At 68.3% G+C, this 25,655-nt stretch carries 26 protein-coding genes and 5 pseudogenes; 24 read left to right on the forward strand and 7 right to left on the reverse strand.

Translation table 11 applies throughout. From position 1 onward, the window contains the following. The first annotated feature begins 555 nt into the window (after positions 1-555). The 4 genes from ACFYO0_RS44890 to ACFYO0_RS44905 all read left to right on the forward strand — a co-directional run bounded on the left by ACFYO0_RS44890 (position 556) and on the right by ACFYO0_RS44905 (position 4,083). Positions 556-1,839, forward strand: coding sequence for a magnesium transporter (locus ACFYO0_RS44890; RefSeq protein ID WP_388687806.1), 1,284 nt, complete (start codon positions 556-558; stop codon positions 1,837-1,839). Positions 1,840-1,841: 2 nt separating this feature from the next. Next, on the forward strand, positions 1,842-2,429 hold the full coding sequence (locus tag ACFYO0_RS44895) for a hypothetical protein (RefSeq protein ID WP_388687808.1): 588 nt from the start codon (positions 1,842-1,844) through the stop codon (positions 2,427-2,429). Continuing rightward, on the forward strand, positions 2,426-3,175 hold the full coding sequence (locus tag ACFYO0_RS44900) for an ATP-binding cassette domain-containing protein (protein WP_388687810.1): 750 nt from the start codon (positions 2,426-2,428) through the stop codon (positions 3,173-3,175). The genes ACFYO0_RS44895 and ACFYO0_RS44900 overlap by 4 nt, the downstream gene beginning before the upstream one ends. Before the next feature lie 284 nt (positions 3,176-3,459). Continuing rightward, on the forward strand, positions 3,460-4,083 hold the full coding sequence (locus ACFYO0_RS44905; RefSeq protein WP_388687811.1) for a DUF6461 domain-containing protein: 624 nt from the start codon (positions 3,460-3,462) through the stop codon (positions 4,081-4,083). 789 nt (positions 4,084-4,872) lie between these two features. Here ACFYO0_RS44905 and ACFYO0_RS44910 read toward each other — a convergent pair. The 3 genes from ACFYO0_RS44910 to ACFYO0_RS44920 form a co-directional block, all read right to left on the reverse strand. Continuing rightward, positions 4,873-5,844, reverse strand: a complete 972-nt coding sequence (locus tag ACFYO0_RS44910) for a succinylglutamate desuccinylase/aspartoacylase family protein (RefSeq protein WP_388687813.1) — start codon at positions 5,842-5,844, stop codon at positions 4,873-4,875. An 18-nt stretch (positions 5,845-5,862) separates the two neighbouring features. Beyond that, positions 5,863-5,994, reverse strand: coding sequence for a hypothetical protein (locus ACFYO0_RS44915; protein WP_388687815.1), 132 nt, complete (start codon positions 5,992-5,994; stop codon positions 5,863-5,865). A gap of 62 nt (positions 5,995-6,056) precedes the next feature. Next, positions 6,057-9,083: an aminotransferase class III-fold pyridoxal phosphate-dependent enzyme gene (locus ACFYO0_RS44920; protein ID WP_388687817.1), complete on the reverse strand. Its 3,027-nt coding sequence runs from the start codon at positions 9,081-9,083 to the stop codon at positions 6,057-6,059. 881 nt (positions 9,084-9,964) lie between these two features. Between ACFYO0_RS44920 and ACFYO0_RS44925 the strand changes: the two genes are divergently transcribed. Beyond that, entirely contained in the window at positions 9,965-11,182 is a 1,218-nt protein-coding gene (locus tag ACFYO0_RS44925; RefSeq protein ID WP_388687819.1) for a PucR family transcriptional regulator, read from the forward strand. 456 nt (positions 11,183-11,638) lie between these two features. Here ACFYO0_RS44925 and ACFYO0_RS44930 read toward each other — a convergent pair whose 3' ends face one another. Then, a complete protein-coding gene (locus ACFYO0_RS44930) occupies positions 11,639-11,776 on the reverse strand; it encodes a hypothetical protein (protein ID WP_388687821.1) in 138 nt (45 codons plus the stop codon). On the opposite strand from ACFYO0_RS44930, the gene ACFYO0_RS44935 reads away from it, so the two are divergent. The 9 genes and pseudogenes from ACFYO0_RS44935 to ACFYO0_RS44975 all read left to right on the forward strand — a co-directional run bounded on the left by ACFYO0_RS44935 (position 11,775) and on the right by ACFYO0_RS44975 (position 17,289). Further along, positions 11,775-12,443, forward strand: a complete 669-nt coding sequence (locus ACFYO0_RS44935) for a haloacid dehalogenase type II (protein WP_388687823.1) — start codon at positions 11,775-11,777, stop codon at positions 12,441-12,443. The genes ACFYO0_RS44930 and ACFYO0_RS44935 overlap by 2 nt on opposite strands. Before the next feature lie 57 nt (positions 12,444-12,500). Then, the gene (locus ACFYO0_RS44940; RefSeq protein WP_388687825.1) at positions 12,501-13,793 is read left to right on the forward strand and encodes an NAD(P)/FAD-dependent oxidoreductase; all 1,293 of its coding nucleotides are present in this window, start codon (positions 12,501-12,503) and stop codon (positions 13,791-13,793) included. Between the two features lie 58 nt (positions 13,794-13,851). Continuing rightward, a pseudogene (locus ACFYO0_RS44945) lies at positions 13,852-14,286 on the forward strand (DUF6817 domain-containing protein); the annotation flags it as partial. 6 nt (positions 14,287-14,292) lie between these two features. After that, positions 14,293-14,712: a hypothetical protein gene (locus tag ACFYO0_RS44950; RefSeq protein ID WP_388687974.1), complete on the forward strand. Its 420-nt coding sequence runs from the start codon at positions 14,293-14,295 to the stop codon at positions 14,710-14,712. A gap of 121 nt (positions 14,713-14,833) precedes the next feature. Continuing rightward, positions 14,834-15,136 (forward strand): hypothetical protein, encoded by a 303-nt coding sequence (locus ACFYO0_RS44955; RefSeq protein ID WP_388687969.1) that lies wholly within the window; start codon positions 14,834-14,836, stop codon positions 15,134-15,136. Between the two features lie 26 nt (positions 15,137-15,162). Further along, positions 15,163-15,438, forward strand: a pseudogene (locus ACFYO0_RS44960) (hypothetical protein); the annotation flags it as partial. A gap of 88 nt (positions 15,439-15,526) precedes the next feature. Further along, entirely contained in the window at positions 15,527-16,309 is a 783-nt protein-coding gene (locus ACFYO0_RS44965; RefSeq protein WP_388687827.1) for a hypothetical protein, read from the forward strand. Then, a complete protein-coding gene (locus ACFYO0_RS44970) occupies positions 16,306-16,491 on the forward strand; it encodes a hypothetical protein (RefSeq protein ID WP_388687976.1) in 186 nt (61 codons plus the stop codon). The genes ACFYO0_RS44965 and ACFYO0_RS44970 overlap by 4 nt, the downstream gene beginning before the upstream one ends. 111 nt (positions 16,492-16,602) lie before the next feature. Beyond that, positions 16,603-17,289 carry a DUF402 domain-containing protein gene (locus tag ACFYO0_RS44975; protein ID WP_388687830.1) on the forward strand — a complete coding sequence of 229 codons (687 nt, stop codon included), beginning with the start codon at positions 16,603-16,605 and terminating at the stop codon, positions 17,287-17,289. A 213-nt stretch (positions 17,290-17,502) separates the two neighbouring features. Here the strand turns inward: ACFYO0_RS44975 and ACFYO0_RS44980 are convergent, their stop codons facing one another. Further along, positions 17,503-18,078, reverse strand: a complete 576-nt coding sequence (locus tag ACFYO0_RS44980) for a hypothetical protein (protein WP_388687833.1) — start codon at positions 18,076-18,078, stop codon at positions 17,503-17,505. A gap of 252 nt (positions 18,079-18,330) precedes the next feature. Between ACFYO0_RS44980 and ACFYO0_RS44985 the strand changes: the two genes are divergently transcribed. The 3 genes from ACFYO0_RS44985 (at position 18,331) to ACFYO0_RS44995 (ending at position 19,463) form a co-directional block, all read left to right on the forward strand. Continuing rightward, complete coding sequence (locus ACFYO0_RS44985) at positions 18,331-18,639, forward strand: transposase (protein ID WP_388687835.1); 309 nt, start codon at positions 18,331-18,333, stop codon at positions 18,637-18,639. Further along, positions 18,636-18,875 carry an IS3 family transposase gene (locus ACFYO0_RS44990; RefSeq protein ID WP_388687838.1) on the forward strand — a complete coding sequence of 80 codons (240 nt, stop codon included), beginning with the start codon at positions 18,636-18,638 and terminating at the stop codon, positions 18,873-18,875. The genes ACFYO0_RS44985 and ACFYO0_RS44990 overlap by 4 nt, the downstream gene beginning before the upstream one ends. A 312-nt stretch (positions 18,876-19,187) precedes the next feature. Continuing rightward, a complete protein-coding gene (locus ACFYO0_RS44995; RefSeq protein WP_388687841.1) occupies positions 19,188-19,463 on the forward strand; it encodes a hypothetical protein in 276 nt (91 codons plus the stop codon). Here the strand turns inward: ACFYO0_RS44995 and ACFYO0_RS45000 are convergent. Both ACFYO0_RS45000 and ACFYO0_RS45005 read right to left on the reverse strand, forming a co-directional pair. Continuing rightward, positions 19,441-20,709: an IS110 family transposase gene (locus ACFYO0_RS45000; protein WP_388687843.1), complete on the reverse strand. Its 1,269-nt coding sequence runs from the start codon at positions 20,707-20,709 to the stop codon at positions 19,441-19,443. The two genes, ACFYO0_RS44995 and ACFYO0_RS45000, sit on opposite strands and share 23 nt — an antisense overlap. A 242-nt stretch (positions 20,710-20,951) precedes the next feature. Next, entirely contained in the window at positions 20,952-21,560 is a 609-nt protein-coding gene (locus tag ACFYO0_RS45005) for a hypothetical protein (RefSeq protein ID WP_388687846.1), read from the reverse strand. Between the two features lie 98 nt (positions 21,561-21,658). Here ACFYO0_RS45005 and ACFYO0_RS45010 point away from each other — a divergent pair. The 7 genes and pseudogenes from ACFYO0_RS45010 to ACFYO0_RS45040 all read left to right on the forward strand — a co-directional run. Then, positions 21,659-21,877, forward strand: a pseudogene (locus tag ACFYO0_RS45010) (transposase); the annotation flags it as partial. Further along, positions 21,817-22,023, forward strand: a complete 207-nt coding sequence (locus ACFYO0_RS45015) for a protein-arginine deiminase family protein (protein ID WP_388687849.1) — start codon at positions 21,817-21,819, stop codon at positions 22,021-22,023. The pseudogene ACFYO0_RS45010 and the gene ACFYO0_RS45015, both read left to right, overlap by 61 nt. A gap of 88 nt (positions 22,024-22,111) precedes the next feature. Next, a complete protein-coding gene (locus tag ACFYO0_RS45020; RefSeq protein ID WP_388687852.1) occupies positions 22,112-22,285 on the forward strand; it encodes a protein-arginine deiminase family protein in 174 nt (57 codons plus the stop codon). Between the two features lie 102 nt (positions 22,286-22,387). Continuing rightward, entirely contained in the window at positions 22,388-23,293 is a 906-nt protein-coding gene (locus ACFYO0_RS45025) for a MerR family transcriptional regulator (protein ID WP_388687855.1), read from the forward strand. Positions 23,294-23,448: 155 nt separating this feature from the next. Then, entirely contained in the window at positions 23,449-23,715 is a 267-nt protein-coding gene (locus tag ACFYO0_RS45030) for a hypothetical protein (RefSeq protein WP_388687857.1), read from the forward strand. Positions 23,716-24,132: 417 nt separating this feature from the next. After that, positions 24,133-25,008 (forward strand): annotated as a pseudogene (locus ACFYO0_RS45035) (IS256 family transposase); the annotation flags it as partial. Then, positions 24,997-25,645 (forward strand): annotated as a pseudogene (locus ACFYO0_RS45040) (transposase); the annotation flags it as partial. The pseudogenes ACFYO0_RS45035 and ACFYO0_RS45040, both read left to right, overlap by 12 nt. Positions 25,646-25,655 lie beyond the last annotated feature (10 nt).

Here is a 25,655-nt window from a genome sequence, read left to right on the forward strand (position 1 = left end):
CACAAGACGTCGCCATGCCTCCCTCAACCCGAGCGAAGCCATGCCTGACCAGCAGAAATCAAGGGATCAGGTTCGGTTGAGATACGGCTTCTAAGTTCTGTGTTGTCGCGGGACTGCCGCCGCATTCACGATCGCCACCGCTACGGGAGCTTGGGCCAACTGGAGCAAGTCTCCTTTCAGCTTGGTCCAGGGGACCACTTCACAGCAGTGGGTCGATCAGGAGTACAACGAGTTCCACTTCACCGGCTGTGGCCAGGCGGGAACTACGAACAGTGTCGATGTGGCACTGTGGCAGCAGATCGACTGGGGCTACGACAAGAAGCATGACACGTCGACGCTCACCAACTGCTTCAAGGGGGCTGGGTACACCAGCACAGCCACCCAGTCCAATCTGCCTTACGACACTACCTTGAGGTCACCAAGCTCGGTTCGGGGTGCGGGGCTTGCACAGGTGCCGCCGACAAAGTCAGTGTAGACACGACCCTGGCTGACTAATCCTGCCTTGCCGCCGCACAGCGGTGCGGTGGCCCGGATTTGTTCTCCCTACGAGGGTTCATGCGCTTCTCCTCTGCTCTTCGCACGCATCCAGCCGTCCTGGCCTTCCCGGTGATTGGCCTTTTCTTCTCTTTCGTCTTCCTTACGAGTACCCGGAACATCGAGCGGCTCATTGCCGTGCCTTGGCCCGCACAGGCCGCGTCGTATGCCGTGCATGCCCCGGTCCCGATGGCCGCCGCGGCTGTGGCAGGCCTGGCCGCGGTGGAGGCGACACGACTTCGAGCCCTGGGCACCTGGGAGTTGGGTGCCGCACGCGCCACTTGGCGAATCGCGGTCCAGCCCATCCTCATCGCCGTACTGTCCCTGTCCGTCCTCACCGCCGGTGTCACGGCGGGTGGGCTGTGGGTGGTCGGAGTCCTTCCCGACCTGTATGTGCTGCAACTCATGGCGATCGTCGTCGTCCTGCTCACCGCGCACGCTGTCATCGGATTTGCCATCGGGCGCCGACTCCATGCGCTGTACGCCGCGCCGCTCGTATCCGTGACGATCTTCGTCGGGATCAGCTCCCCGCTGGGGACAGACAGCAACTGGGCGCACCATGTCAGCGGGTCCATCGCCTGGGTGGGGTTCGGTGAGGCGTACTCGCTGTCCATGACGGCAGCCGCAGTCCTGCCGACGGTTTGTCTGGCACTTGCCTGCGTGGTACTCGCGGGGCCCCGGCGCATCCGCGGCGCCTCTGTCGCCGCGGCCCTTGCGATCGCGGTCAGTGGCCTGCTCGGTGCATACAGCATCACCAAGGACTGGCATTCGATCGCGCCAGCCGCCAAAGGCCTGGCCCCGGTCACCTGTGAGGGGGACACACCTGAGGTTTGTCTACCGTCAGCCGGCTCCGAACACATCAAGGAGATTCAGGCCGAACTCGACCGGATGACAGGCCGATTGCGGGCCAAGGGCATCATCGATGAGAAGCCCACCCGTATCACCGACCTCACCGTGGCCGATGTCCAGCAACCCGACACCAAGGGAGAGCACTGGACACTCGGCCTCGTACCCGGCAACGCGGACAAGGCCCTCCGGGAGAACATCGCCATTGCCGTCGTCGGAATGCCCTGCGAGAAACCGGACTGGAACACTCTGCACTTCAACACCCTCTGGGCCGCCCGGACCACGGGTGTGGAGAGTGAGTACCTCGCCTGGCTGTCCCGCGAGACCCAGGAGTTCAGCCAAGGGCAGAGCAGGGGACAGCTCCTCGCCGAGATGACCAGAGTGAACAGGCTTCCAACGCAGGAGCAGAAGACCTGGTACGCCGAGCGGCTTCGGTATGCCTGCCGGGCAGGTCGCTGAACATGACCTGGTGGCTGCGCCAGCGGGGAGCCCTGGGACTGCTGCCCGGTGCCCTGTTGGCTTTCGTCCTGGGCGTCGGGCTCACCCTGGATGTGGTCCTCGTTTTCCCCGCGCTCCTCGGGAATTACGCGATACCGACGGAGCTCAGCAACTTCCTTAGCCTCATTCCCTGCGTCGCCCTGATCGTCTGCCTCGAAAGGCGGCTGCCCTCCGTGGAGCGGTCTGCCGTCCGTCGACTCGACGCCAGGGATATCGCGCTGGTGTCCGGCTTCGCACTCCTGGTGACGGCGGTGGCCATGGCGATGTCTCCGCTGGGCCCGGATGTGATGTGGACAGCGGCGCGCAACAACCTGCTCTTCTGCGGACTCGCCCTGGGCGTCTGGCCGCTGCTCGGACACCGCGCGACCCTGCTCCCCGTCTTCTGGATGATTCACTCCATGTTCCTCGGGGGTCGGAGCCGCAATGACCCCTACCCCTGGGTGATCGTCACGGAGGAAGCCCGAGTCGCACATGCCGCCGTAGGCGCTGCCGTTGTCTTTCTGGCCGGGATTCTCTCCCTCACCTGCTTCGCACCAAGGACCGACCGATGACTCTGCTGCTCGACCGCGTCACCTTCAGCTATCACCGCTGGATTCGCCCTGTCCTCTCCCGCCTCACCTACGAGGTCCCCGGGCAGGGCCTGACGATCCTGCTCGGCCCCAACGGTGCGGGCAAGTCCACCATGATGGCTCTTCTCGCCGGCACGATCGAGCCGAAGGCGGGCAATGTCCGGTTCAGCGACTCGGACCTCACCTCCGCCAGCCGTGAATACCGCCGCCACGTGGCCTGGCTACCTCAACGGGTGCCCAGCTCACGGCAGTTGACCGCCCGCGAGTACGTGGCATACGTCGCCTGGCTGAAGGGTGAGAGCCGCTCCCGTGCCTGGGAGCGCGCCCAAGCCGCCCTCGACCAGGTCGGCCTCGCCGAGCAGACCGGGCGAAAGACGGCCAGGCTCTCCGGGGGACAACTCCGCCGTGTCGGCATCGCCTGCGCGCTTGCCCACGACGCACGCGTCATCCTGCTGGACGAACCGACGGCCGGGCTCGACCCTCACCAGCGCACGGTCTTCCGTGACGTGCTGCGGGAGATCGCGGCGAAGACCCCCGTGCTCATGTCGACGCACGACATCACCGACCTGGCCGACGAAGCCGAGACCATCACGCTCATGGACAGCGGCCGAGTTCTCCACCACGGCGGGACCCAGAGCTTCCTCGACCACGCACACCCAGAAGCCACACCGGCTCGCCGGGCCGAGTCCGCGTACTCCGTCCTCATGCGACTGGACGGCTCGCACTGACTTCGCGCAGCACCCTTGTTCCCTGCCCCCTGTCAAGGACGCAGATGCGGCGGAGCCGGGCTGGTGGTTGCGGCCGTCGATGGTGCGACGGCATTCGCTGCTTGGGGAGCCACCCGGCCAGTGAGCGGCGGCCGGGGCGGCTCACGGATGCGTGGGACGGGCTTGGAGAAGCTAGCGGCGAAGCTGCCCATTCAGCAGGCGCTGCCTGTCAACCGGGCAGCTGGCTTCCATCGTGGCGACGAAGGCGTCCAGGATGTGGAGGACTGTGCTGACGAGGTGACGGAATGACGGACGGACTCCGCTGGGTGAACGAGGCATACCCTGACGGCTACAGCCTCGTCTTCTGCGAGGACCTCACACCGGGGGAGGTTCTCGAACGCCTCGGCGCCCGGCGCGAGTCCGTCTGCCCGCTCACCCGGCTCGAGGCCGAGGAGATCGAGACCCGCAACGCGGCGGACGAGCCGTTCGATCTCGACCACCTGGAGGATCTGGATGTGGAGGCCGTGGAGGAACTGGGCTTCCTGCGCCCTTCGACGAACGCCGTGATCCGGGCCGGCTCAATCGAGGGCTGGTCCTTCGCGATCCAGGCCTCCGTATCGTACGTCTCCGCCGTGACCTACCTGCCCACGCTCTCCCGGGGCACCCGCGTCATCGCCGCCAGCCGGGACGTGAACGCCGTACAGCGGCTGGGGTACGCGGTGGACGGGCGTGTCCTGCCGTCCTTCGACCCCCTTCTTCCGGCGTACGACGACGGGGCCGAGCCGTTGGCGCTCGGCTGGCCGTCGGATGAGCGCATGAACCCGACGCAGGTTCTGGAGCAGTTGGAGAGCCGGTTCGGGCTGTGGGTGCCAAAGGACTCGGAGGAACGTCGGCTGCCGGCGGCGGGCCTGTCGACGACAGACCGATGAGTTCTTCCCGCCCTGCTCGCCGCCCGCGAGGCTCCGCAGCCATGGACGCCGCGCTGCAACCAGGAATGTCGCGCTGAGGGTCGGCCCGTTCATCGAGCGCTCCCACCCCCGGCCCGGCGACGACCACGGCCCGGACCTCATCGCAGTCTGCCTGGAATACCCCGACGTCCCGTACACGCCCTACTCCCACCGCTACGCCCGCAAGGGCTGGCTGTGCTGCGAGACGTCGACCGTCCTCGGAGTCTGGAACCCGGCCTACCGGATGCTCACCCACGCCGCGGCGGGCCTGGACCTCCCCGACGACGTCCTGGATGTCGTGGGCCAACTCGCGGATGGGCCAGCTCCGAGACGTCGAACAGCGCGCCCCCGCAGACTCCCCCAGCCCTCCGCACCGAGAACGCGTCACTCAAGCGCCGCCTGGACCAGATGACGCGAGAGCACCGCTCACTCCAGGAACGACTCGAAGGCGCCTGCTCCAACCTGCGGTTCGCCGAGAAGCGCATCGCCGACCTCGAAGCCCAACTCCTCGAAGGGGGCCAGTCATGACGAACACTCCGGACCAGCCCCGACCTCCTCGCCTACGACCAGGCCGCCTCGCTCGCTCGGCTGGTTCCGTAGGCGAGAGCGGGCAGCGATCAGACCGCTCGGTAGTTCGTCGCCGGTCTCGGCGTCGAAGCCCCGTAACGTGCACCTGGCCGGCGGCGCGTCATGACACATCTCCTGGAAGTAGCGCAATGGGGCCAGCTCGGTGGGGTAGGGGAGTGAATCAGTGGGCGGGCATGAGGCCCGTCAGTCATGGGGGGTGGCGATGGCGGCGAGCTCCGTGCCGGGGCGGACGGAGAGCCCGTTCATGCCGTAGATGATCGTTCCGGTGGCAGTGGCGGCGACCTTGTGCTCGGCGCCGTCGATCGGGTCGATGATGCGGCCGATGGTCTGTCCCTCGGTCACCTCGTCACCGGTGACCGCGTCCGGGTACCACAGGCCGGTGACCTGGGACGCGACCTCGCCCGTCCAGATCCAGTCGCGCGGCTGCACGGTCGCCGGCTTGACGTGCTCCGACGCCTCGATGACACCGAGGTGGTGCAGGATCCGGTACAGGGCGTCGACCAGCCTGCGCACGGTGGCGGGGTCGCGGTCGCCGAGCTTTCCGGTCTCGACGAGGATCGCGGGGACACCCTGCCGGTTCGCCGCGGCATGGCTGTTCCCGCCGTCCGGGCTGGTGCCGAAGATGACCCGCTCGTATCCGACCGCGTGGGCCATTCCCCTGTTCTTCGCGTCCAGCTCGTCGTCGCCGGTCAGGCGGTAACCGACGAAGTCGAGCAGATGCTGGTCGATGCCGCCGCTGTGCAGGTCCACGTAGGCGTCGGCGTCGTCGATCAGGTTCTCGAACAGCCAGGCCGCCATCCGGTCGGTGGGGCCGCCGTCCTTGTCGCCGGGGAAGACGCGGTTGATGTTGACGCCGTCCAGCGGGGAGATGTTGAGCCTGCCCCCGTAAACGGCCGGCGGGTTGGCCACGGGGCAGATCACCAGCTGGCCGGCGACATCGTCCGGTTCCAGCAGCCCGGCCAGGCGGGTGGCGGCGTCGACGCCGATGAACTCGCCGCCGTGGACGCCACCGGTGATCACCACCCTGGGACCGGGACGGGAGCCGTTGACGAGGATCAGGGGAACCTCCGCCGTCGTCGAGCCGAGGTCGGCGGGCAGAACCCCGCGGGTCTTCTGGCCGGGCTCAGCCTTCAGCGGGCCGATGGTCAGGGTCATGTCGTTCCTCTTTCTAGCTCAGGCCGCGGTGCGGCCGTTTGTGGTGGTGAAGTCGGTCGGCTGGGCGGTGCGGCCCTGAAGGGCGAGGTCGGCGGCGATGTCGCCCAGGGCGGGCGAGAGCTTGAAGCCCTGGCCGGAGAAGCCGGCCACAGGGCACTTCTCGCGTTTCGCGGGCCGGTCTCGTTCATTGCCTCAGTGGACGGTTGCCCGTCTCAGGACTGAACGGCCGACCGCAGCTCGGGCAGGGACAGGACCTCGTCCAGCGCGTCGACGTAGACATCCACATGCTCACGACGGAAGGTCATGGGCGGTTTGATCTTCAATACGTTGTCGTGCACGCCATTGGGGAAGACGATGACGCCTCGCTCCTTCATGAGCTCGGTGACCATGAAGGCCTGCTCCGTGGCCGGCACTTTGGTCGTGCGGTCGCGGACCAGTTCGACGCCGAGGTAGAGCCCTTCTGCCCGCACGTCACCGATGAGCGGTTGGTGCTGCTGGAGCTCGCGCAGCGACTGGGCGAAGTACCCGCCCACGCTCACGGCGTTCACCCTCAGCCCGTCCTGCTCGACGATGTCGAGCACGGCCTCGCCGATCGCGCAGGAGACCGGGTTGCCGCCGAAGGTGTTGAAGTACTTCATGCCCGTGTCGAACGCGTCGGCGATCTCCCGAGTCGTGACCAGCGCCGCGAGGGGATGCCCGTTCCCGAGCGGCTTGCCCATCGTGACGATGTCTGGGACCACCCCCTGGAGCTCGAAACCCCACCAGGGCCCGAGTCGTCCGACGCCGACCTGGACCTCGTCGGAGATGCACAGGGCGCCCGCCCGCCTGGCAGCAGTGAACACGCCATCGAGGTAGCCGTCGGGGAACACGATGTTCCCGCCCGATCCCATCAGGGACTCGGCGATGAAGGCCGCTGGGAGTCGGCCGTCGGCCGAGATCCGCTCGATGACAGCCGCGGCGTCGCGCGCGTACTTGACTCCGGCGTCCGCGTCGTCGTACCCGTAGGTGCTGCGGTAGCGGTCCGGGATGACGACCTCGTGGGTGGTGGCGGGTGCACCGGCGCCGCCGGGGCCCTTGTAACGGTTCGGGCTGATCCCGGTCACCACGCCGGTGTTGCCGTGGTATGCGCCGTCGATGTTGACGATGTGCTGACGGCCTGTCACCTGGCGGGCGATCCGCAGCGCCAGGTCGTTTGCCTCGCTGCCCGTGCACACGAGGAAGACGACCTCGAGCGGGTCGGGCAGCGTCGCTACCAGCTTCTGCACGTAACTGGCGATCTGCGGGTAGACGAAACGGCTGTTGGTGTTGAGCTTGCGCAGCTGCCGGGTGGCGGCGGCCGTCACCCGTGGCTCGGCATGGCCGACGTGGGTGACGTTGTTCAGCGAGTCCAGATAGGCCAGGCCGTCCTCGTCGTGGAACCACACGTCCCGCCCACGCACGAGGTTCATCGGGGTGCGGTAGTAGTTGCGCTGGGAGCGAGCGATGTGGCGACGGCGCACTGAGACGACGTCGTCAATGGTGGGGACCGCGGCGGGGGATTCGGTGAACCCGAAGAGCCGGGCGGGGTCGGGTGACAGGTGGCTCCACACCTGCCGTGCGGAGGGCGGCACGACACGAGGCGGCGGCCACGTGGCCATCCGTGCGGTGCGGTGGACCTGTACCTGGACGCGGGGCCCGAGCGAGTCCGTCTCATCGCTCGCGTTGGCGCGTCCCAACGGCGCCCCGGCCGGGACTCTCGCCGCAACGGGCGGCGTGTCGTCGAGTCCCCACCAGCAGGTCCAGAACTCCAGCCCCTCGACCGCATGTCGCAGCACCAACGGCATTCCGGGGCCACCGTGGGCCTCGACGACGCCGGACAGCGGGCTGGCAACCTCTTCGGCGTCTGCCACGATCAGCATGCCGCCGACCTGAACGGTCGCGAGCTCGTCGGCTCCTGGGCGGCGCCGGCCCCCCAGGAGCAGGGAGGCGCTGAGGTGGGGCACGTAGCCTCGCTGCCGCCGTCCGTCGAGGGCGTCGTCGATGCTCGCGCGCACCGCCCTCGCTTCGTGCCAGTCGACTTCGTCGTAGAGATCACTTGCCGGTCGCAGGTCGAGCAGCTGCGGGGCCGGTGTGTGCGGGGCACCGTCTCGGGCCGCCTCTGCCAAGACCTCTTCCAAGCCCCCCTGCTCCGGCGTCCGGGGGAGTCCACAGGCGACCCGGAACGTCGCCTCGGCGACGTCAGGGCAGACCTCGGCCACCTGCGCGATCGCCGGCCAGGTGTGTTGCACGCGGGTCCGCCCGTACGGAGTGTCGCTCTCGGCGACCCGGCGCGTCCACGTCACGGCGTTCATGCACAGCCGGGCGGTCGCCAACGGATAGACAGCCGCCAGTTCCTCCGCCGTGAGGGGGAGCACCGAGTGGAAGCCGGCCACGACTTCGGCCGCCGCGGTGAGCGGGTCGGCCTTGCGGACCATGGCGTAGCCCGCCGCGATCGCCACCTCTGCCGCGCGCACGCTGTAGAGCGAGTCGCCCAGGTCGACGATGCCCGAGATCCGCAGCACCCCGTCCTCGTCGGCGTCGGCCAGAACGTTGGCGTCGTTGAGATCCTGGTGTAGGACGCTCCGCGGCAGTCGGTCCAATGCCGGCAGGAGATCGTCGTACCAGCCCATGATCGTGCGCACCGATTCCCGCCGGTCCGCGTCCTGTACAGCGTGCAGCGACGCCTCGACGATCTCAGCGGCCCGGCGCATGTCCCAGTCGTGCGGTTCCAAGCCCACCGGTGGCTCCATGCTGGAGAGTCCGAGGCTCAGCCGCCCAGCGGCTTCTCCCAGCTGACGCAGAAGCGCCGCGGGGTGGTCGTCGAGATCCACCAGGACTCGGCCCTCAAGCCAGCTCATCACGCGGACCACGTGCGTTCGGCCCTCGTGGACGACGCTGGCAAGGTACTTCCCATCGCGTGTCGGGACCAGTCGTGGCACCGGAAGGTCGGGAACGGTGGAGGCCAGATGCTGGAGGAGTGAGTTCTGCCAGAGGACGTCGGCTGAGTCCGGCTTCGCGCGGGTGACCCGTACGAAGTAGCGCATGCCGTCGTCGCCGGTGATCCGGACGTTCTGGTCGACCTCCCCTCCCAGTGGGTGCTGGACATATCCCTGGAGTCCGAAGGACTGCCGCAGCACGTGATCGAGGAGCGAGCCCGGCAGTTGGCCGGTGTGACCGGGGATGGCCGTTCCGTCCTGGCCGGTGGTGGTCGCTGAGGTCATCGGTGCGTTCTCTCTCTCGTCGTCAGGTCGCTCATCACTCACCGTGGGCCTGTGTCACGACGCTCGGTTCGTGGCCGGTCCCCCGCCACCACCCGTGCCGGACCTTTGCCCGACGGTGTCAGTCGGCTCCCGGACGGTCCGATTGATGCGGTTCCTGGGCGGAGGCGGGCCGGCGGCCGCGGCTGTGGTCTCGATCACTTCACGGGCTGCAGAGATCTCGACCACGTCGGCGACCGGCAGGTCCAGGCGAACTCCCCCGTTCGGTACTTCGATGCCCCATCACCACGGCTGCTGGGCCCGGGCCAGGACGCGCTTCAACACCTGGTCGGCGATCAGGTCCGAGGTGGGCCGTCCGTCAAGGACGGAGCGTTCATCGAGACCGGTCATCAGCTCACGCGGCGGCCGTCATGACCTCCCAGGTGACGTTCTGGTCGTCGACCCTCGCCTTGAGCCCGGCGTAGTCTCTGGGGGAGTCCTGGGTGATCTCGATCCCGCTCTGCCTGGCGAACCGGTTGGCTCGGCCGCCTTGGTCATCGCGGTCCTGGTGGGCCCTGTAGCGGAAGGCTGAGACTGACTCGAGGGACGCGGTGCCTCTCAGCAGCGCCTACTCAAGGTGACGGACTGGGGATCAGGTGCTTACGGAAGCGCCATGTCTGCTCCAAGTGGGTGGTCATTCACGAGCCCTCTCCAGCCTGAGGTGATGCGTCAGTGAAACACCGCGGAGAATCCGGCAACAAGGGACGCGAGGCCGCGACATCGGCCCTGTATTTTGTGCCTGTGCACAATTTCTGTCAGGGAGCCCCACCGGCATGTCAGCGGCATTTCCCGGAGACGGCCCCGTATCCGTCCGGTGACGGCTGTCGTCGCGAGGGGCGGTCCTCGTGAGCGGCCCGGGACGCCGCCAGGGTGGGGCCCGCCACGACGCCGTGCAGGCGATCGCGCGCCAGCTCCTCGAGGAACGACTCGACGAACTGACCTCTCGTGCTCTCGAACAGCTGGAAGCCGAGGAGGCCGCCTACGCCTCGGCGGACTGGGACCCGGTGCAGAAACGGGAGGGGATGCGGCGAACCCTCGAACTCGCCCTGACCCGGCTGGCCGGCGGTCCCGTGCCCCGGACGGTCTCGCGCGCCACCGAGGACGTGGGACGCGAGCGAGCGGAACAGGCGTTTCCCCTGACCGCTCTGATGCACTCCTTCCAGCTGGACCTCAGGACCCTGTGGGAGGCCGTGCTCGCGGAGGGGCGAGCACGTGGCATCAGCGCCGATCCCGACTTCCTCGACGGGTTGATCCGCGTCTGGGAGGCGACGGACGCCAACAGCGTCGAGGTCGTCGACGCCTACCGCCGCACCGAGCGCGACCTGGCGAGCCGTCGTACGGAGGTGCGCAACCGCGCCTTCAGCCGCCTTGTCCTGGAAGGGGAGCAGGATCCCTCCACGGTCGCCGAGGCCTCGACGTTGCTGGGCTTCTCCGAGCACGTCGCCCTGACCGTGGTCGTGGTCGAATCCGTTCCTACCGGGGACCCGGCTCTGTCCCAGGTCGACGATGCGCTGCGTCGGGGCGACCTGCTGCGTCACTTCGGATGGATGGGCGACGAGCTCCTCGGCATCATCCGTCACGGACGGTGCGATCAAGAGACCACGCTTGCCATGCTCCGGCCGTTCGCTCCGTGGCGCTGCGGCGTAGCGGAAGTCCCCGGGCTGGCGCTGACGGCACGGGGCATCCGGTTCGCACGGGCCGCGATCCGCAGCTCCGCGCAGCCCGGAGTGCGGCACGTGGAGGGCCACTGGGTCGGGGCGATCATGTCGGCGCAGGAGGAGCTCACCGGTGCGATGGCCACCGGCGTGCTGCGCCCACTCCTCGAGCTGCGCGACCGCGACAACATCGTCGAGACCCTGCGCTGGTACCTCGACCTGGGCTCGGTCGCTGAGGTGGCCGCACGCACCTACCGTCACCGGAACACGGTGGGCAATCGCCTGCAGGCCGCGGAAGAGGCGACCGGGCTGAAGCTGTCCAGACCGAACGACGCCGCCCGGCTGGTCCTGGCCCTGGCTTGGCTGGAGACGGACGCGGGCGCCCGCTTCCGGGCGACGGTGTCCTGATCCACCGATCGCTGGACGGGTTGCGGCAACCGGCCGGGGACCGCGAGAGCCGGAGCCGCAGTGCCGCGGTCAGAGGCCACATGCCCTTCATGAGGACGGCAGTCTTGGCGGCCAGACAGCCCGGTCACGCCGCCGGGCGGCAGCGCGAAGCGGCGGCAGTTCGTGCTGGAGCCGCTCGCGGTGCCGCTCAGAGACTCAGCCGGTTCGGGCGGGAACCGCACCAGGTTCCTGACAGGAAATTGTGCACAGGCACAAAATACGCGGTCGATCTCGCGGCCTCACGTCCCTTGTTGCCGGATTGTCCACGGTGCTTCACTGACGCATCACCTCGGGTTGGAGAAAGGCTCATCGCACTCGGAGCAGTAATGGTGCTGCCGCCGACTACCTGATCAGCTTTCACCGTCCCCGGCCCTGTCCGGGGGCTCGTCCTCCAGCGGCGGCCCCTCGGGCACCACCTCACCCCATGCCCAAGGTCGCCGCCAACGCCGCGGCAGCCTCCTGAACCCCGATGCGGCGGACCTGGCCGCACTCGACGAGATCGTGACTCCCAGTGAACGGGGTGTCCGATACGCCCGAAAAGAGGTTGAACGCCATGCGTCAGATCGTCACCTTCGATGCCTACGGCACCCTGGTCGACTTCCAGCTCGGCCCCACTACCCTGAAGGTCCTGGCCGACCGGCTGGACCTGGACGGCCTGAACGTCGACGAGTTCCTCGACGACTTCCGCGTCATGCGGTTCCAGGCCGTCCTGGAGGCCTACCGCCCCTTCCGCGAGGTGCTGCCCTCCAGCTTGGAGGCAGCCATGCGTCTGCACGGCCTGGAGTACCGGAAGTCCGACGGCGAGGCCCTGGTCGCGGCCGTGCCCACCTTCGGCCCCCACCCCGAGGTCCCGGCCGCCCTGCGGGCGCTGAAGTCCCGGTACGAGATCGCCATCATCTCCAACACGGACGACGACCTCATCGCCCAGAACCTGGCCAACATCGGCGTCGAGTTCGACCATGTCATCACCGCCCAGCAGGCCGGCGCCTACAAGCCGGACCGCCAGGCCTTCGAGTACGCCTTCCAGACCATGGGCGTCGAGCCGTCGCAGGTCATCCACGTCGCCCAGGGCTGGGAGTACGACCTCATCCCCACCCGCGACCTCGGCCTCGCTCGCCGCGTGTGGATCAACCGCTACGAATTCCACAGCGGCAGCGCCGACTACCAGCCCTACGACGAGCTGCCCGACCTGTCCGGCTTGCCGGCCCTGCTCGGCTGCTGACCCCACGGCGACCGGCGACACGGCGACACAGGATAGAGAACGCAAAGGACGCACGCCATGAAGCAGATCCCCTACTGGCTCGACACTGCTCCCGCACTGCCCGACCGGTCCGGAAAGGACCTGCCGGACGAGGCCGACGTGGTGGTCATCGGCGGCGGCCTCACCGGACTGTCCACCGCTTACCACGCCGCCCGCAAGGGCGCCCGGGTCGTCCTCGTCGAGAAGGACAAGGTCGGCTCGGGAGCCTCCGGACGCAACGGCAGCCACTGCAACCCCGGCATCACCATCAGCCCGGTCGAGGCCCGCAAGCGCTACGGGATGGAGCGCGCCCGCGAGATCTACGATGCGTTCCGCGATGCGGTGGACCTCGTCGAGGAGCTCGCGGTCAGGGAGAAGATCGACTGCGACTTCCACCGTGCCGGGCGCCTCGGCGTCGCCTTCAAACCCCAGCACTTCGACGCCATGCGGGCCAAGCAGCGCGATCTGGCCGAGAACTTCGGCCACGACACGGTATTGCTGACCAAGAGTGAACTGCGCGCCGAACTCGGCTCCGACTACTACCACGGCGCGCTGCTCGACCCGCTCGGCGCGGCCCTGCATGTGGGCAAGTTCGTCCATGGCCTGGCCGAGGCCGCGGAACACGCCGGTGCGGAGATCCACGAACGGAACGCCGCCACGGGCCTGACGAGGACCCCCGGCGGCGGCTTCCTCGTCGAGACCATGCACGGCACCATCCGCGCCAAGCAGGTCATGGCGGCCACCGACGCCTACACCGACAAGGCGCTGCCCTGGTTCCGGAAGCGGTTGATCAACGTCGGCAGCTTCATCATCGTCACCGAACCGCTCGGCGAGGCGCGCGCTCGCGACATCATTCCCAACGGGCGCCTGGTGGTCGACTCCAAGAACGTCGGCCACTACATCCGCCTCACCCCCGACAACCGCCTCGCCTTCGGTGGCCGGGCCCGCTTCGCGCCCTCCAACCCGGCCTCCGACGCGAAGAGCGGGGACGTCCTGAAGCGGGAGATGACGGAGATCTTCCCGCAACTGGCGGGCGTCCGGGTCGACTACGTCTGGGGCGGCATGGTCGGCTTCTCCTGGGACCGCCTCCCGCACGCGGGTGAGGCACAGGGGGCCAAGGGCCTGTACTACTCCATGGGGTACTGCGGCCATGGAGTCCAGATGGCCACCTACATGGGCCGGGCGGTCGCCGAGATGATGGACGGCAAGCCGGAGGCCAACCCCCTGCGTGACCTTGGCTTCCCCAAGGTTCCCGTCCCCTTCTACAACGGCACCGCCTGGTTCCTGCCATTCGGCGGCGCCTACTACAAGGCCAAGGACCGCCTGCGCTGACCAACAGCGATTCACCGGAAGGGCCAGTGGCGGTGTCCGCCCGCCACTGGCCCTTGCCATGTCGTTTCCGGCACTCGAAAAGCGCAGTCGCGGATCTCGTCACCGAGCTCGACGGCTGCCGTCCAGACCGAGGCGGGGTGTGAAAGCGCGAGGCCAAGGGCGCACATCGAGGCAACGGCAACCCGTCCGGCGTCTTCGCGCGGTCCGGGCTCCAGGCGAAGGCACGGACAGGTGCCGATCCGAGCGACGGAAGGGGCCCGCCCGTGTCTGTCTTACCCTCCGCATCCGCTCAGGCCGTTGCTTTCCTGCGCGATCTCGGTGCGGCGGAGCTCGTCCATCCCGGAGCCTCCTCGCGCACCTCCAGCGCGTCCAGGAACAGCTCGCGGCGTGGGGCGCCCGCCCCGCCCTCCGGCTCGCGGGCCTGTGCCACGCGTACTACGGAACCGACGGCTTCCCCACCGCGCTGCTGTCCCTGGACCGCCGTGCCGAACTCGCGGCGGTGATCGGAGCCGAGGCCGAAGCCATCGTGGATCTCTACGGCTCGTGCGACCGGAAAGCCACCTATTCAGCACTGACGGATGCCGATGGCTACGTCCATGACCGGTTCACCGATCACGCCGGCCTCCCCGAACCTCAACGGCGTCACGACATCGCCGAGCTCACGGCCGCCAACGAACTCGACCTCGCCTGCATCGACCCGTCCTTCCGGGAACAGCGAGGAGGCGAACTCCTCGCCTTGTTCACCCGCTTTCACCCCCTGCTCAGCCAGCCTGCCTGGTCGTCCTGCGATGCCGTTCTTACCTCGCAGCCATCCGCAGAGCTTGAGGACAACAGGCAGTCTCATGAAGACCACACCCCATCCAGCGTCGGCGACATTAGAGCAGCTGGCGTGAGAGGGGACGGACTTTGCTCGTCATGAACACCTACGTGACGCATCATCACAGGTCAGGGCCGACCGGAACACTCGGAGAGTCGGTAAAGGCGACGTCAACCAGCGCTACGGCCGCCGGCATGCCGCCCAGGTCGCCAACGTGATCACGATGCGGCCGCGGCTGGCCGTACAGGAGGCTGGGCGGGCGCTGGGCTATCCCATCGGCCGTATCCGCGAGATGACCCGGCACATCCACCACCACGAGCCCCCGGCACCGGACGCCGACGTGCCCGCCGACGTACGCGAACTCGCCGCCCAACTCCACAAACTGCCACGGCACTTGGGCGTGCACTCCGGGGGCATGGTCCTCACCCGGCAGCCCATCGGCGAGATCATGCCGTGGAGTGGGCCACCGCCGAAGGCCGCTCGGTCCTGCAGGGCGACAAGGACGATGTGGCCGCAGCAGGCCTGATCAAGATCGATCTGCTCGGCCTCGGAATGCTGTCCGCCCTGCACACCGCGTGCGACCTGATCGCCGAACACCACGGTGTGCACCTCGATCTCGCCTCGATCCCGCAGGATAATCCGGACGTCTATCGCATCATCGCGCGCGGCGACACGATCGGCGTCTTCCAAGTCGAGTCCAGGGCCCAGGTCTCGACCCTGCCCCAGCTGCGGCCCGAGACCTTCGACGACCTCGCCATCGCCGCCTCCATCATCCGGCCGGGCCCCATCCAGGCCGGCTCCAAACACCCGCTGCTGCGCTGCCGCCGCGGCGAAGAGCCGGTGACCTACCCGCACCCGCTCGCCCAGCGCGCCCTGGAAGCGACCATGGGGGGTTGCCCTGTGGCAGGAACAGGCCATGATGCTGGCGATCGACTGCGCCGGGTTCTCTCCGGGGGAGGCGGACCGGCTGCGCAAGGCGATGGCAGCCAAACACGCCCCCGAAAAGGTCGCCGAACTGCGCGGCCGCCTCCTGGACGGCATGGCCCGCAAGGGCATTCCCACCGCGGCCGCCGAGCGCATCACCCACATGATCGAGGCCTTCAGCGACTACGGTTTCCCGCAGTCCCACGCCCAGTCGATGGCCGGCATCATCTACGCCAGCGCCTGGATCAAACACCACTACCCGGCCGCACTGCTCGCCGGGATCATGGCAAATCTGCCCATGGGCTTCTACGACTCCCAGACCCTCATCCAGGACGCGAAACGCCGTGGCATCACCGTGCACGGCGTCGACATCCAGGCCTCCGACGTACACGCCACCCTCGTCCCCGATCCGGCCAACCCCTCCGGGCAGCCCGCCATCCGGCGCGGCCTGACCAGCGTCACCGGTCTCAGCGAGGACGCCGCCCGGACGATCGTTACCGCCAGCGCCGAGCGGCCCTTCCAGGATCTGGAGGACGTCGCCCGCCGCACCCGACTGCCCGCGCGGCTGATGGAACACCTCGCCGCAGCCGGGGCGTTCGACGGCTTTGGCGAGCACCGACGCACCGCCCCAGTGGGTGGCCGGCGCCTTCCCCGCGCAGCCACCTGTCCGCCGACCAGACCCGGGTCCGGCTCGGCGGACTCGCCAAATACCTGCAGCGCCCGCCCACCGCGCGCGGCGTCGCCTTCGGCGCACTCGAAGACGAAACCGGCATGATCAACCTGGTCTTCGCACCCCCCGTCTGGGACCACTACGGACGCACCGTGATCGAGGCCCCCGCTGTGCTGCTCGACGGGCATGTCGAGCGCTCGCACGGCGCGATCAACCTCATCGTGCACAAGGCGGAAGCCATGACCATGCCTGCACCAACAGCTCGCCGTCGCCGCTTCGGCCGGTGAGCGAAGGCGGCCTGGGCAAGCTCTCCCGCGCGGGGGCTTGCCCAGGCGCCCGGGTCGGCGCTGAGCTGCTGTCCGGTATCGGGCATCCCGGCCGGGACGGAAGAGAAGCCGGTGCGCAGATTCGAGGCAGGGCAGACGGTCGTACGGCGCGACGTGCAACGCGCCGGGCGGGTGTGGAGCGAGCAGGCCCTGCGGGTCGTCGCCGACACCGAAGCGGCGCTGGTGACCGCCTGCGCGCCCGGAGCGGAGGCCCGCTGGCCCGCCCTGTACGCCAAGGCCCGCGCCGACGGCGACCGCTCGGTGCGCACCGAGGCGTTCGACGCGATGGCGACGGGCCAGTGGGAGCTCGCGCCCGGCGTGTGGCAGGAGACCGAGCTGCTGCTGTGGAAGCCGCCCGGCATGTGGTTCAGCGTCAACGCCTTCTTCGTCCCCACCGACAGCGGGCGCCGGCTGCGGAACTGGTACGTGAACTTCGAGCACCCCACCCGACGTACGCAGGACGGGTTCGACACCTTCGACCTCACCGTGGACCTCCTCATCGATCCAGACCTCAGCCGATGGCAGTGGAAAGACCTGGACGAGTACGCGCACGTGCGACGTCTCGGCATCGTCACCGACACCGAGCACCAGGCCGTGGACACCGCCCGCGCCAAGGTCCTCGCGATGCTCGAGGAACGCTCCGGCCCCTTCGCGGACGCCGACGCATGGGCCAGCTGGCGGTGGGACCCGGCCTGGCCCGCGCCGCGCCTGCCGCAACCCACCCCGGCCACGGAGAGGGTTGCACCGACAGAAGGCTGAACCGTTGGCTCGACGGTTGCGACAGGTACGTCACGCCCGCGACCTGCTCGCACGACCGGAGACCACCGTCACCTCGATCGCGAAGCTCCTCGGGGTCTCCCGCAACACCATTACAACTACGTGCCGGTTGACGGCTCCTCTGCCGCCCGGATCCGGTTCCGCGTCTCATCCTCAGGGCCTGGCGGGCACCTGGTGTCCGACGCCTGCGCCGGGTCAGCGGGCGAACGTCTCGGTCAGACGCACGCTGTAGCCGTCCTCTTCCATCAGGACGACCGTGACACCAAAGGGGGAGGGGTGGTCCAGCTCGAGCGGTGTGAAGGAGTAGTTGACGGCGGCCTGGATCGGCGGGACCAACTCGCCGCCTGGCTGGGGCTCGAGGGCAGGAAGCCACCGGGGTCCCACCACGGCCGGGCCTTCGGGGGCTTGGGCCAGGGATGACTGCTCGGTGTAGGGGAGTTGGTGCAGGACGTGGCCGTCCTTCGTCGCGTGCACCATGTTCAGGCACGGCGCCGGGTCGACGAGGGGCAGCCGGCAGGCGGTGGCGACGTCGTGGGTCTCCCAGGCAAGGACGATTTCGTCGGCGCCGGCCGCCGCGGCGATGTTCGAGAGCGCGGCAATGCCGGTGAGTGCGTCCTTGCCGGCCTTGAGGGGGCGTACCCAGATCAGGCCGACCAGTTCGCCGCGCACCAACGGCATGATGACCGGGCGGGGCACCGCACCCTCGCCCAGGCCCGCGGCGTACGCGTTCTTCATCGATGCGACCAGTGCGTCCCACACTTGCGTGTCCACGAACTCCCTCTCACCCACGGCATATTCACGATTACGCTGACCTTGCCACGGTCGCCGCGCCCCCGCCAGCCGCCGTCACCCGCCCGGACAGGGGGGTGAGGCGGTGTCAGCGCTCCAACCCCGCACTGCCGGACAACGCCCCCGCGCCACAGAACCGGTGAAAGCGTTCACGCCCGGTTGCAGATCAGGTGGGCTTGATCCGCTTAGACGGACATCCGAGATCAGGGGCTCCGCCCCGGAAGGATGTCCATCATGGAGAGCATGGGGAAGAAGAAGCCTCGGCCTCGCCGTTCGTTCACGCCGGAGTTCAAGGCCGAGATCGTCGAGCTGTGCCGGCGTGGTGACCGCTCGGTCGGCCAGATCGCGAAGGGCTTTGACCTGACCGAGACCGCGGTGCGGCTGTGGGTCAGCCAGGCCGAGGTCGCCGCGGGCGAACGCGACGGCCTGACGAGCAGTGAACGCGAGGAGCTGGCCGCGCTGCGGCGGGAGAACCGCCGACTGCGCGAGGACGTCGACATCCTCAAGCGGGCCACGGCTTTCTTCGCGGAGGAGACCCGGTGACGGTGCACCCGTTCATCGAGGCGGAGAAGCGAGACGGTCACAACGTCAAGCGCGCGTGTGAACTGCTCAAGGTCTCCAGAACCGCCTTCTCTGCACGCCGCACCGGCAAGCCCGGTCCGCGGGCGGTTCGTGACGCCGAGCTGACCGGGCAGATCACCGAGGCCCACGCCAAGTCGCGCGGCACCTACGGCGCTCCACGCATCCACGCCGTGCTGAAAAGCAAGGGTGCTGTCTGAGGACGCTGCCGCATCGCCAGACTGATGCGGGCGGCGGCCTGGAGGGCCGCTACCGCAGACGACGGCACCTGACCACCACCCCCGACCCTCGCGCAGCCACCCGGCCCGACCTCATCTTGCGGCAGTTCGGTCCCGACCCAGCCGGCGTCGACAGCCGCTGGCGCGGCGACATCACCTATGTCCCGACCGAGGAGGGCTGCGGCTGTTCCTCAAGCGCGGCGACACCTGGACCTACGTCACCACCGGCACCCGCGTCACCGCCGCCGAACTGCGCGCCGGGCTCCGGCTCGGCCTGGACGGGCGGACGAGGTGATGCTGCGCGCCGCCCCGCTCCTGACCCAGCACCACCTGCAGCGACCGGAGCAGGCGCTGGTGGTCGTGGACGGAAGCCGCCAGGGCCCCAACCAGCGGAAGTTCACGCGAGAGTTCGCCAAGGAGGTGCGCAAGGCCGGTATCACCAAGCCGACGTACCGGTTTAAGACGTCGTCTCATCCGAAACTGGAGGGACCGGAAGGCGCGCGTCATCAGCCCGTGGCGAAGTGCCGACGGGTGGACTGGGTCTCTGTCATGCGGCGGGTGCGAGGGTGACGGTGAAGCCGAGGGCTTCGAGCTGGCGGATGTGGTTGCGCTTGCGGCGGTCGGGGTCGATGCGGGTGTCGTAGTAGTCGGAGCCCAGGTCCTGGAAGCGGGTGTCCGGGGTCGAGAGCAGGTGCCAGATGACCACCAGGAGCGAGCGGCCGACCGCGACCAGGGCCTTCTTCTTGCCGCGACGGCGGCCGATGCGCCGGTAACGCTCGCCGAGGAAGGTGTCGGTCTTTCCGGCGGCGGTGGCGCAGTTGCCCAGCACGCGGGCCAGGTAGGAGTTGCCGTGGCCGGTGGTGCCCCGGCCCTTCTTCTTCCCCGCGGATTCCTTGACGCCGGGGGCGAACTTCGCCCATGAGGCGAGGTGGGCGGCGGTGGGGAAGCGGGTCATGTCCAGGCCGATCTCGGCGATGATCACGTGGGCGGCGATCGGACTGATACTGGGGATCTTGCTGAGCCGGGCGATCGCGTCGGCGTAGGGGGTGACCTCCGCGCCGATCCGGGCGTCGATCGCGGCGATGTCGGTGTTGATGGCGTCGATGCGGCCGAGCATCTTGGTGAGCAGGAATGCGTGGTGGTCGGTGAAGTGGCCGGTGAACGCCTCCTCCAGCTCGGCGAGTTTGGCGCGCAGGCGGCGGCGGGCATACTGGGCCAGCACCTTGGGGTCACGCTCGCCGGCGATCAGCGCGGCGAGCATGTCCCGTCCGGAGGGGCCGAAGACGTCGGTGGCCACCGCGGTGACCTTGATCTGGGCGTCCTCCAGAAGCTTCTCCACGCGCTGCTTCTCGCTGGTGCGTGCTGCCACCAGGTCGGTGCGGTAGCGGGTCAGGTCCCGCAGCGCGCGGATCTCGCGCGGCGGGACGAAGCTGGGGCGGATCATCTGCCGTTCAGCGATCTTGGCGAGCCAGACCGCGTCGAGCTTGTCGGTCTTGGGCCGGTCCGGCAGGTGCTTGACGTCGCGGGCGTTGACCAGCCACACCTCGAAGCCGGCCGCCTCCAGGAGGTAGAACGCCGACCGCCAGTAGTCGGACGTGGCCTCCATGACCACCCGGGTCACCCCCAGGCAGCGCAGGTGGTCGCACATGCCCAGCAGGGATCGGGTCATGGTCGGGTAGGTCACGACCTCCTGCATGCGCCTCCCCGGGGACCCTTCACGGGGCACCCGGGTGCAGCACACGACCTCGGCCTTGCCGATGTCCAGCGCGGCAACCCGCTCGATGATCTCCTCGGTGTCCTGCGTCTCTTCCAGCACCACGGCCCTCCCTCAACTCCCGGACGGCTGCCACCTGTGGGAGCCAAAGGGCTGGTGGAGGAATCTCATCCGCGTGCTCGAAGCGACACTGAAGGCGCCCGATGACTGGCTCCCCGCGCCCGGCTCAGTTACGACCTCGAAGGTCACAGACAAGACGGCGTCAACAGGCAGCAACCACACCCATTTTCCGCTCGGAACGGGCGTCGCCGCAGGGGATCCGATGGGCTCAGTTGGTGCGTGAGTCACATTCCGCGGTCAGGGCCGTACGCCTCGCGTGTGGGTTGACCTGGTCCTGCAGGTGGGTACTCCAGCCACACGGGGCCGGGGTAGAAGACTGTGCTGTCCCAGCCGGCCATCTCCTCACCGATGAGGTAGCGGTACAGCCACTCGGCGAATGTCATGGGGTGTCCGACCCAGTCGCCCTCTGCCCCTTGAACCACCACACCGTCGGAGAACCCGTGGACCGACGAGGCTACGAAGACCGCAGCTCCTTGATCAGTAGCGGCGATGGGTATGAGGCCTTCGGCGGTTCCGAAGCTGAGCTGGGGAAGCTGGCAGAAGACGCGAGGATCGTCGTCCGGCTCAGTGATGTAGGACTCCCATTTGCTGTCGGCCCAGACTTCCGACGTCGAGCGGATCTCCTCGCCCAGGTTCCACCAGCTTGACGCAGGGTGGGACAGGGTGAGGTGTCCGTTGATCTGCACTGGCGCATAGGCGTCGACGATCTGTTTGTAGTCCGCCGGAAACGTCCTGCCGAGTTCCTCCTCCAGGCTGAGCCAGGCCGCGGGGTCGGCGTAGCGATCCTCTCCAGGGCCGAGCATGGCGAAGAGGGCCTGTAGGTAGTCAGTCATGACGGTCATGCCCCTTGAAGATGCTCGCCGGGAATCGTTCGTGCCAGCATCGAGCACTCCTTCTGGCGACGGTTGGCCGGGGTCCTCGTTGTCATGGCATGGATTTGGTGCGGCAGCTGGTGCCAGACAGGTTATGGGAGCTCTTCCTTCGAGTGATGCCCGAGGCGCCGGTGCGTCCGCAGGGCGGTGGACGTCCGAGGGTTGACGATCGCGGAGTCCTGGCCGCGATTCTGTTCGTTGCCACATCTGGTTGCACATGGCGGCAGCTCCCACCCATGTTCGGGGCCTGTCCAACAAGAAGTTGCTCAAGGACAACGCCTACGCCGCCCGGAAGATCAAGGAGAACCTGGGGCTGCTGAAGCGCGAGACCGGCGTCACGGACGCCGAGATCGTGAAGACCCCGGCGATGTTCGAGCGCTTCGCAGGCTTCCCCGGACAGGGTGAGCCGTCGGCCGGGCCCTAAAGCTCGCCGCCTACTACCCCGGAGCCATCAACGGGGTCGTACTCGCCCCCCCCACAAGTACCTCGCCCCCAAGCAGTGGGGCCCGGTCGTGGCCGGCAAGGACATCCTCGCCGAGGCGGTGACCAAGGCGTACGCCACGGTCGGCATGCGGGTGCGCTACCTGAACGACTGGCGCACCCACCACGTCTTCGGCGGCGAGGTGCACTGCGGCACCAACACGATCCGCGCCGCCGGCTCCGCCTGGTGGAACTCGCCCAAGTAGCGCCCAGACGCGTTCCGGCCGACCGCCGGATTCCGGGGGAGTGCGGCAAGAACTTGAAGTGGTCCTTGAGTCTCAAGTGGCTTGAGGCTTCAGACTCGTCACATGAAGGACGAATTCCTCGGCCGGCTCACCATCGGGCAGCTCGCCGAACGTACTGATGTCGCCGTCCACACCATCCGCTACTGGTCGGATATCGGCGTGCTGCCGCCCGAACAACGCTCCGAAGGTGGCTACCGGCTCTATGGAGCGGAGGCCATCGCCCGTCTTGAGCTCGTCCGCACCCTGCGGGAGCTGGGGCTCGGCCTTGACGCGATCAGCCAGGTCCTGAGAAGCGAGGCAACGATCGCGGACGTCGCTGCGGCGCACGTCGACGCTCTCGACGCCCGGATCCACGCCCTGAAAATCAACCGGGCCGTGCTGGCCACCGTTACGAAACGCGGTTCCACCGCCCAGGAGACAGCGATGATGAACAAGCTGGCACGACTCTCGGTCGACGAGCGCAGGAAAATCATCGAAGACTTCCAGACGGAGGTGGCCGACGGACTGGCGGTCGCTCCAGGCATCGGCGAGCGGCTGGCGCGCTCTCCGCTCGAACTCCCCGACAGCCCAACAGCGGAGCAGGTGGACGCGTGGCTGGAGTTGGCCGAACTGATCCAGGATCAGGGCTTCCGCTCCCGGATGCGAACCATGCTGGAGCTGAGTGCACCCGGACGGGGCTCGGGCGGCTCCATCTGGTTCGCCGGACAGGTGGTGCAGGTCGTCGGCGCAATCCGTGAAAAGGGGGTGGCCCCCGACACGCCGGAGGCTTCCGCCGTGCTGACCGAGCTGTTCGGTGACGCTGACCGGCGCAATCTCCTGCAGTGCCTGGAGGCGGGCCTGGCCGCAGGGGCCGAGCGGTACCGGCAGCTCATCGCCGTCGTCAGGGGACACCAGCCGCGCCCCTCCCACGCCGACGACTACACCTGGCTCGGCCAGGCACTGCGAGCCGACCTCCAGCAGGCGGTGTGAACGAATCCCACAGCGCCTTCACCAACCGGCTGTCCAGCCGCAGCCGCGCCCGGCCCGGGGTCGGCATCGTGTGTCAGGGAACATCTACAAGCCCCGTGCCTGTCGCTCAGCGCTGACACCCTGAGCACTCCTGTCACCACGTACCAGGGAGTACCGTGCGCATCCGTTACGCAGCCACCGTCACGGCCGTACTCACCATCACCCTCACTGCCTGCAGCAGCGACGACATCCCGGCGGTGCCCACCGGTTCCGAGCGCAGCGCGCTCATCGCCGCCCTCAAGGACGTCAACCCCGCCATCGTCACCGACGAGGACAAGGCGATCGACGCCGCACGCGACCAGTGCGCCACCCTCAACGAAGTTCGGCGAGTCCGACACGAAAGCCAAGGACCGGTTCTCCACCAGCGACCACGCAGTCACTGACGCCCAGGCCAAGGAGATCAACGAGGCGCTGATCAGGACGCTCTGCTCGTGACGTGAGTCACTGGTCCCTGACGGGCTGCTCCTCGTCCGCTTCGAGCGGGACCCGGCAGAAAACGAAACCCCAGGACGGCGGGGCCCGGGTCGGTGAAGGCTCGGATCCTGGACGCCATACGTCGCTGAAGGGACGAGGAGGCCCGGCCAACTCTTCGGACCCTTTCAGTCCCTCATAAACGTGCAGGTCACTGAGCGGAGCAATGCTCATGACCTGTGGATCGGGCCTCGGGGAGCACGCGAAGGGCGTACCTTCCCGAGTGATCGATTGAAGGTCACCGAATAGGCCGACGCTGCGAACGTCGGTCGGGAAGGCACGCCCGTGCTGAGCGTGTCAATGCCGATGGCTCCACCCCGAACGGCTCCCTGATCGACGAGATCGTCCGGGAGGGCGCGAGGAGGGTGCTGACCGCCGCCCTGGAAGCGGAAGTCAACACCTACATAGCTGAGTTGACCGAGCAGCGGGACGAGTCGGGCCGCCGCATGGTGGTTCGCAACGGCTACCACCAGCCGCGGAAGGTGGCCATCGCTGCCGGGACGGTCGAGGTGAGGGTACCGCGCGTCAACGACAAGCGCATCGACGAGGCCACGGGCGAACGTCGGCGGTTCTCCTCGGCGATCCTGCCGCCCTGGTGCCGCAAGTCCCCGAAGATCGCAGAAGTGTCGCCGCTGCTCTATCTGCACGGCCTGTCCACCGGCGACTTCGTGCCTGCGCTGGAGCAGTTCCTCGGCTCAGCCGCCGGCCTCTCGCCGGCGACGGTGACCCGGCTGACCACCCAGTGGCAGGCTGATCACGCTGCCTTCCAGGACCGTGACGTGTCGGGCACCGACTACGTCTACGTCTGGGCCGACGGCGTCCACCTGCGGATCCGCCTGGAGGAAGCGAAGGCAGCCGTGCTGGTGCTGATGGGCGTGTGGGCGGACGGCACGAAGGAACTCATCGCGATGACCGATGGCTACCGCGAATCATCCGAGGCATGGGCCGGGCTGCTGCGGGACTGCGCGCGGCGCGGCATGCGCGCCCCGGTCCTGGCCGTCGGCGACGGCGCACTCGGCTTCTGGAACGCGTTGAACGAGGTCTTCCCCACCACCCGCCACCAGCGGTGTTGGGTTCACAAGACCGCCAATTGCCTGGACGCCCTGCCGAAGGCCGCGCAGCCTGCGGCCAAGCGCGCGATCCAGGAGATCTGCAGCGCCGAGGACAAGGACCACGCGGCAAAGGCGGTGGCAGCCTTCGCCCTGCGTGACCTGCCGGTCGAGCTGGTCGGCCGGGTCCGCTCCGACCGCGTCATGCGTCTGCCGAAACCACCGAGGATGCACGGTGTCAACGGCCGGCCGCCCAAGCACGGCCCGGAATTCCGCTTCACCAAGCCGGAGACATGGCCCGAGCCCGCGATCACTACCGTCACCGACACCACCAACTACGGCAAAGCCGAAACCCAGGCCTGGGACCGGGTCCGCCCAAGGCTCACCCACCGCTCCTCCTGGCTCGACCACGACGGTGAACTACCCGTGGTTGAGGGCACGTTGATCCGGCTGAAGGTCGAGCACCTTTCGAAGGACCGGGACGCTCCGCCGGTGTGGTTATGGTCCTCGAAGACCGGCACTACCCCGGGACGACGTGGACCGTTACTGGCAGGCATTTCTCCGCCGCTTCGATCTGGAGCACACCTTCCGCTTCGCGAAGCAGACTCTCGGCTGGACCACCCCGAAACTCCGTACTCCCGAGGCCGCGGACCGGTGGACCTGGATTCTGATCGTCGCCCACACCCAACTCCGGCTCGCCCGGCCGCTCGCCGAGGACCTCCGCCGGCCCTGGGAGAAACCCGCCGCACCCGACCGGCTCACCCCGGCCCGAGTCCGCCGGGGCGATCGGAGTCGTCCGCGCT

It is taken from the genome of Streptomyces sp. NPDC006365, assembly GCF_042870755.1.
Lineage (GTDB): Bacteria > Actinomycetota > Actinomycetes > Streptomycetales > Streptomycetaceae > Streptomyces > Streptomyces xiangluensis.

Bases quoted from the DNA above. Each gene is read 5' to 3' on its own strand.
- ACFYO0_RS44890 (WP_388687806.1), top strand. From the start codon at position 556: ATGCGCTTCTCCTCTGCTCTTCGCACGCATCCAGCCGTCCTGGCCTTC.
- ACFYO0_RS44895 (WP_388687808.1), top strand. From the start codon at position 1,842: ATGACCTGGTGGCTGCGCCAGCGGGGAGCCCTGGGACTGCTGCCCGGT.
- ACFYO0_RS44900 (WP_388687810.1), top strand. From the start codon at position 2,426: ATGACTCTGCTGCTCGACCGCGTCACCTTCAGCTATCACCGCTGGATT.
- ACFYO0_RS44905 (WP_388687811.1), top strand. From the start codon at position 3,460: ATGACGGACGGACTCCGCTGGGTGAACGAGGCATACCCTGACGGCTAC.
- ACFYO0_RS44910 (WP_388687813.1), bottom strand. From the start codon at position 5,844: ATGACCCTGACCATCGGCCCGCTGAAGGCTGAGCCCGGCCAGAAGACC.
- ACFYO0_RS44920 (WP_388687817.1), bottom strand. From the start codon at position 9,083: ATGACCTCAGCGACCACCACCGGCCAGGACGGAACGGCCATCCCCGGT.
- ACFYO0_RS44935 (WP_388687823.1), top strand. From the start codon at position 11,775: ATGCGTCAGATCGTCACCTTCGATGCCTACGGCACCCTGGTCGACTTC.
- ACFYO0_RS44930 (WP_388687821.1), bottom strand. From the start codon at position 11,776: ATGGCGTTCAACCTCTTTTCGGGCGTATCGGACACCCCGTTCACTGGG.
- ACFYO0_RS44940 (WP_388687825.1), top strand. From the start codon at position 12,501: ATGAAGCAGATCCCCTACTGGCTCGACACTGCTCCCGCACTGCCCGAC.
- ACFYO0_RS44955 (WP_388687969.1), top strand. From the start codon at position 14,834: ATGCGGCCGCGGCTGGCCGTACAGGAGGCTGGGCGGGCGCTGGGCTAT.
- ACFYO0_RS44965 (WP_388687827.1), top strand. From the start codon at position 15,527: ATGATGCTGGCGATCGACTGCGCCGGGTTCTCTCCGGGGGAGGCGGAC.
- ACFYO0_RS44970 (WP_388687976.1), top strand. From the start codon at position 16,306: ATGATCAACCTGGTCTTCGCACCCCCCGTCTGGGACCACTACGGACGC.
- ACFYO0_RS44985 (WP_388687835.1), top strand. From the start codon at position 18,331: ATGGAGAGCATGGGGAAGAAGAAGCCTCGGCCTCGCCGTTCGTTCACG.
- ACFYO0_RS44995 (WP_388687841.1), top strand. From the start codon at position 19,188: ATGCTGCGCGCCGCCCCGCTCCTGACCCAGCACCACCTGCAGCGACCG.
- ACFYO0_RS45005 (WP_388687846.1), bottom strand. From the start codon at position 21,560: ATGACTGACTACCTACAGGCCCTCTTCGCCATGCTCGGCCCTGGAGAG.
- ACFYO0_RS45015 (WP_388687849.1), top strand. From the start codon at position 21,817: ATGGCGGCAGCTCCCACCCATGTTCGGGGCCTGTCCAACAAGAAGTTG.
- ACFYO0_RS45025 (WP_388687855.1), top strand. From the start codon at position 22,388: ATGAAGGACGAATTCCTCGGCCGGCTCACCATCGGGCAGCTCGCCGAA.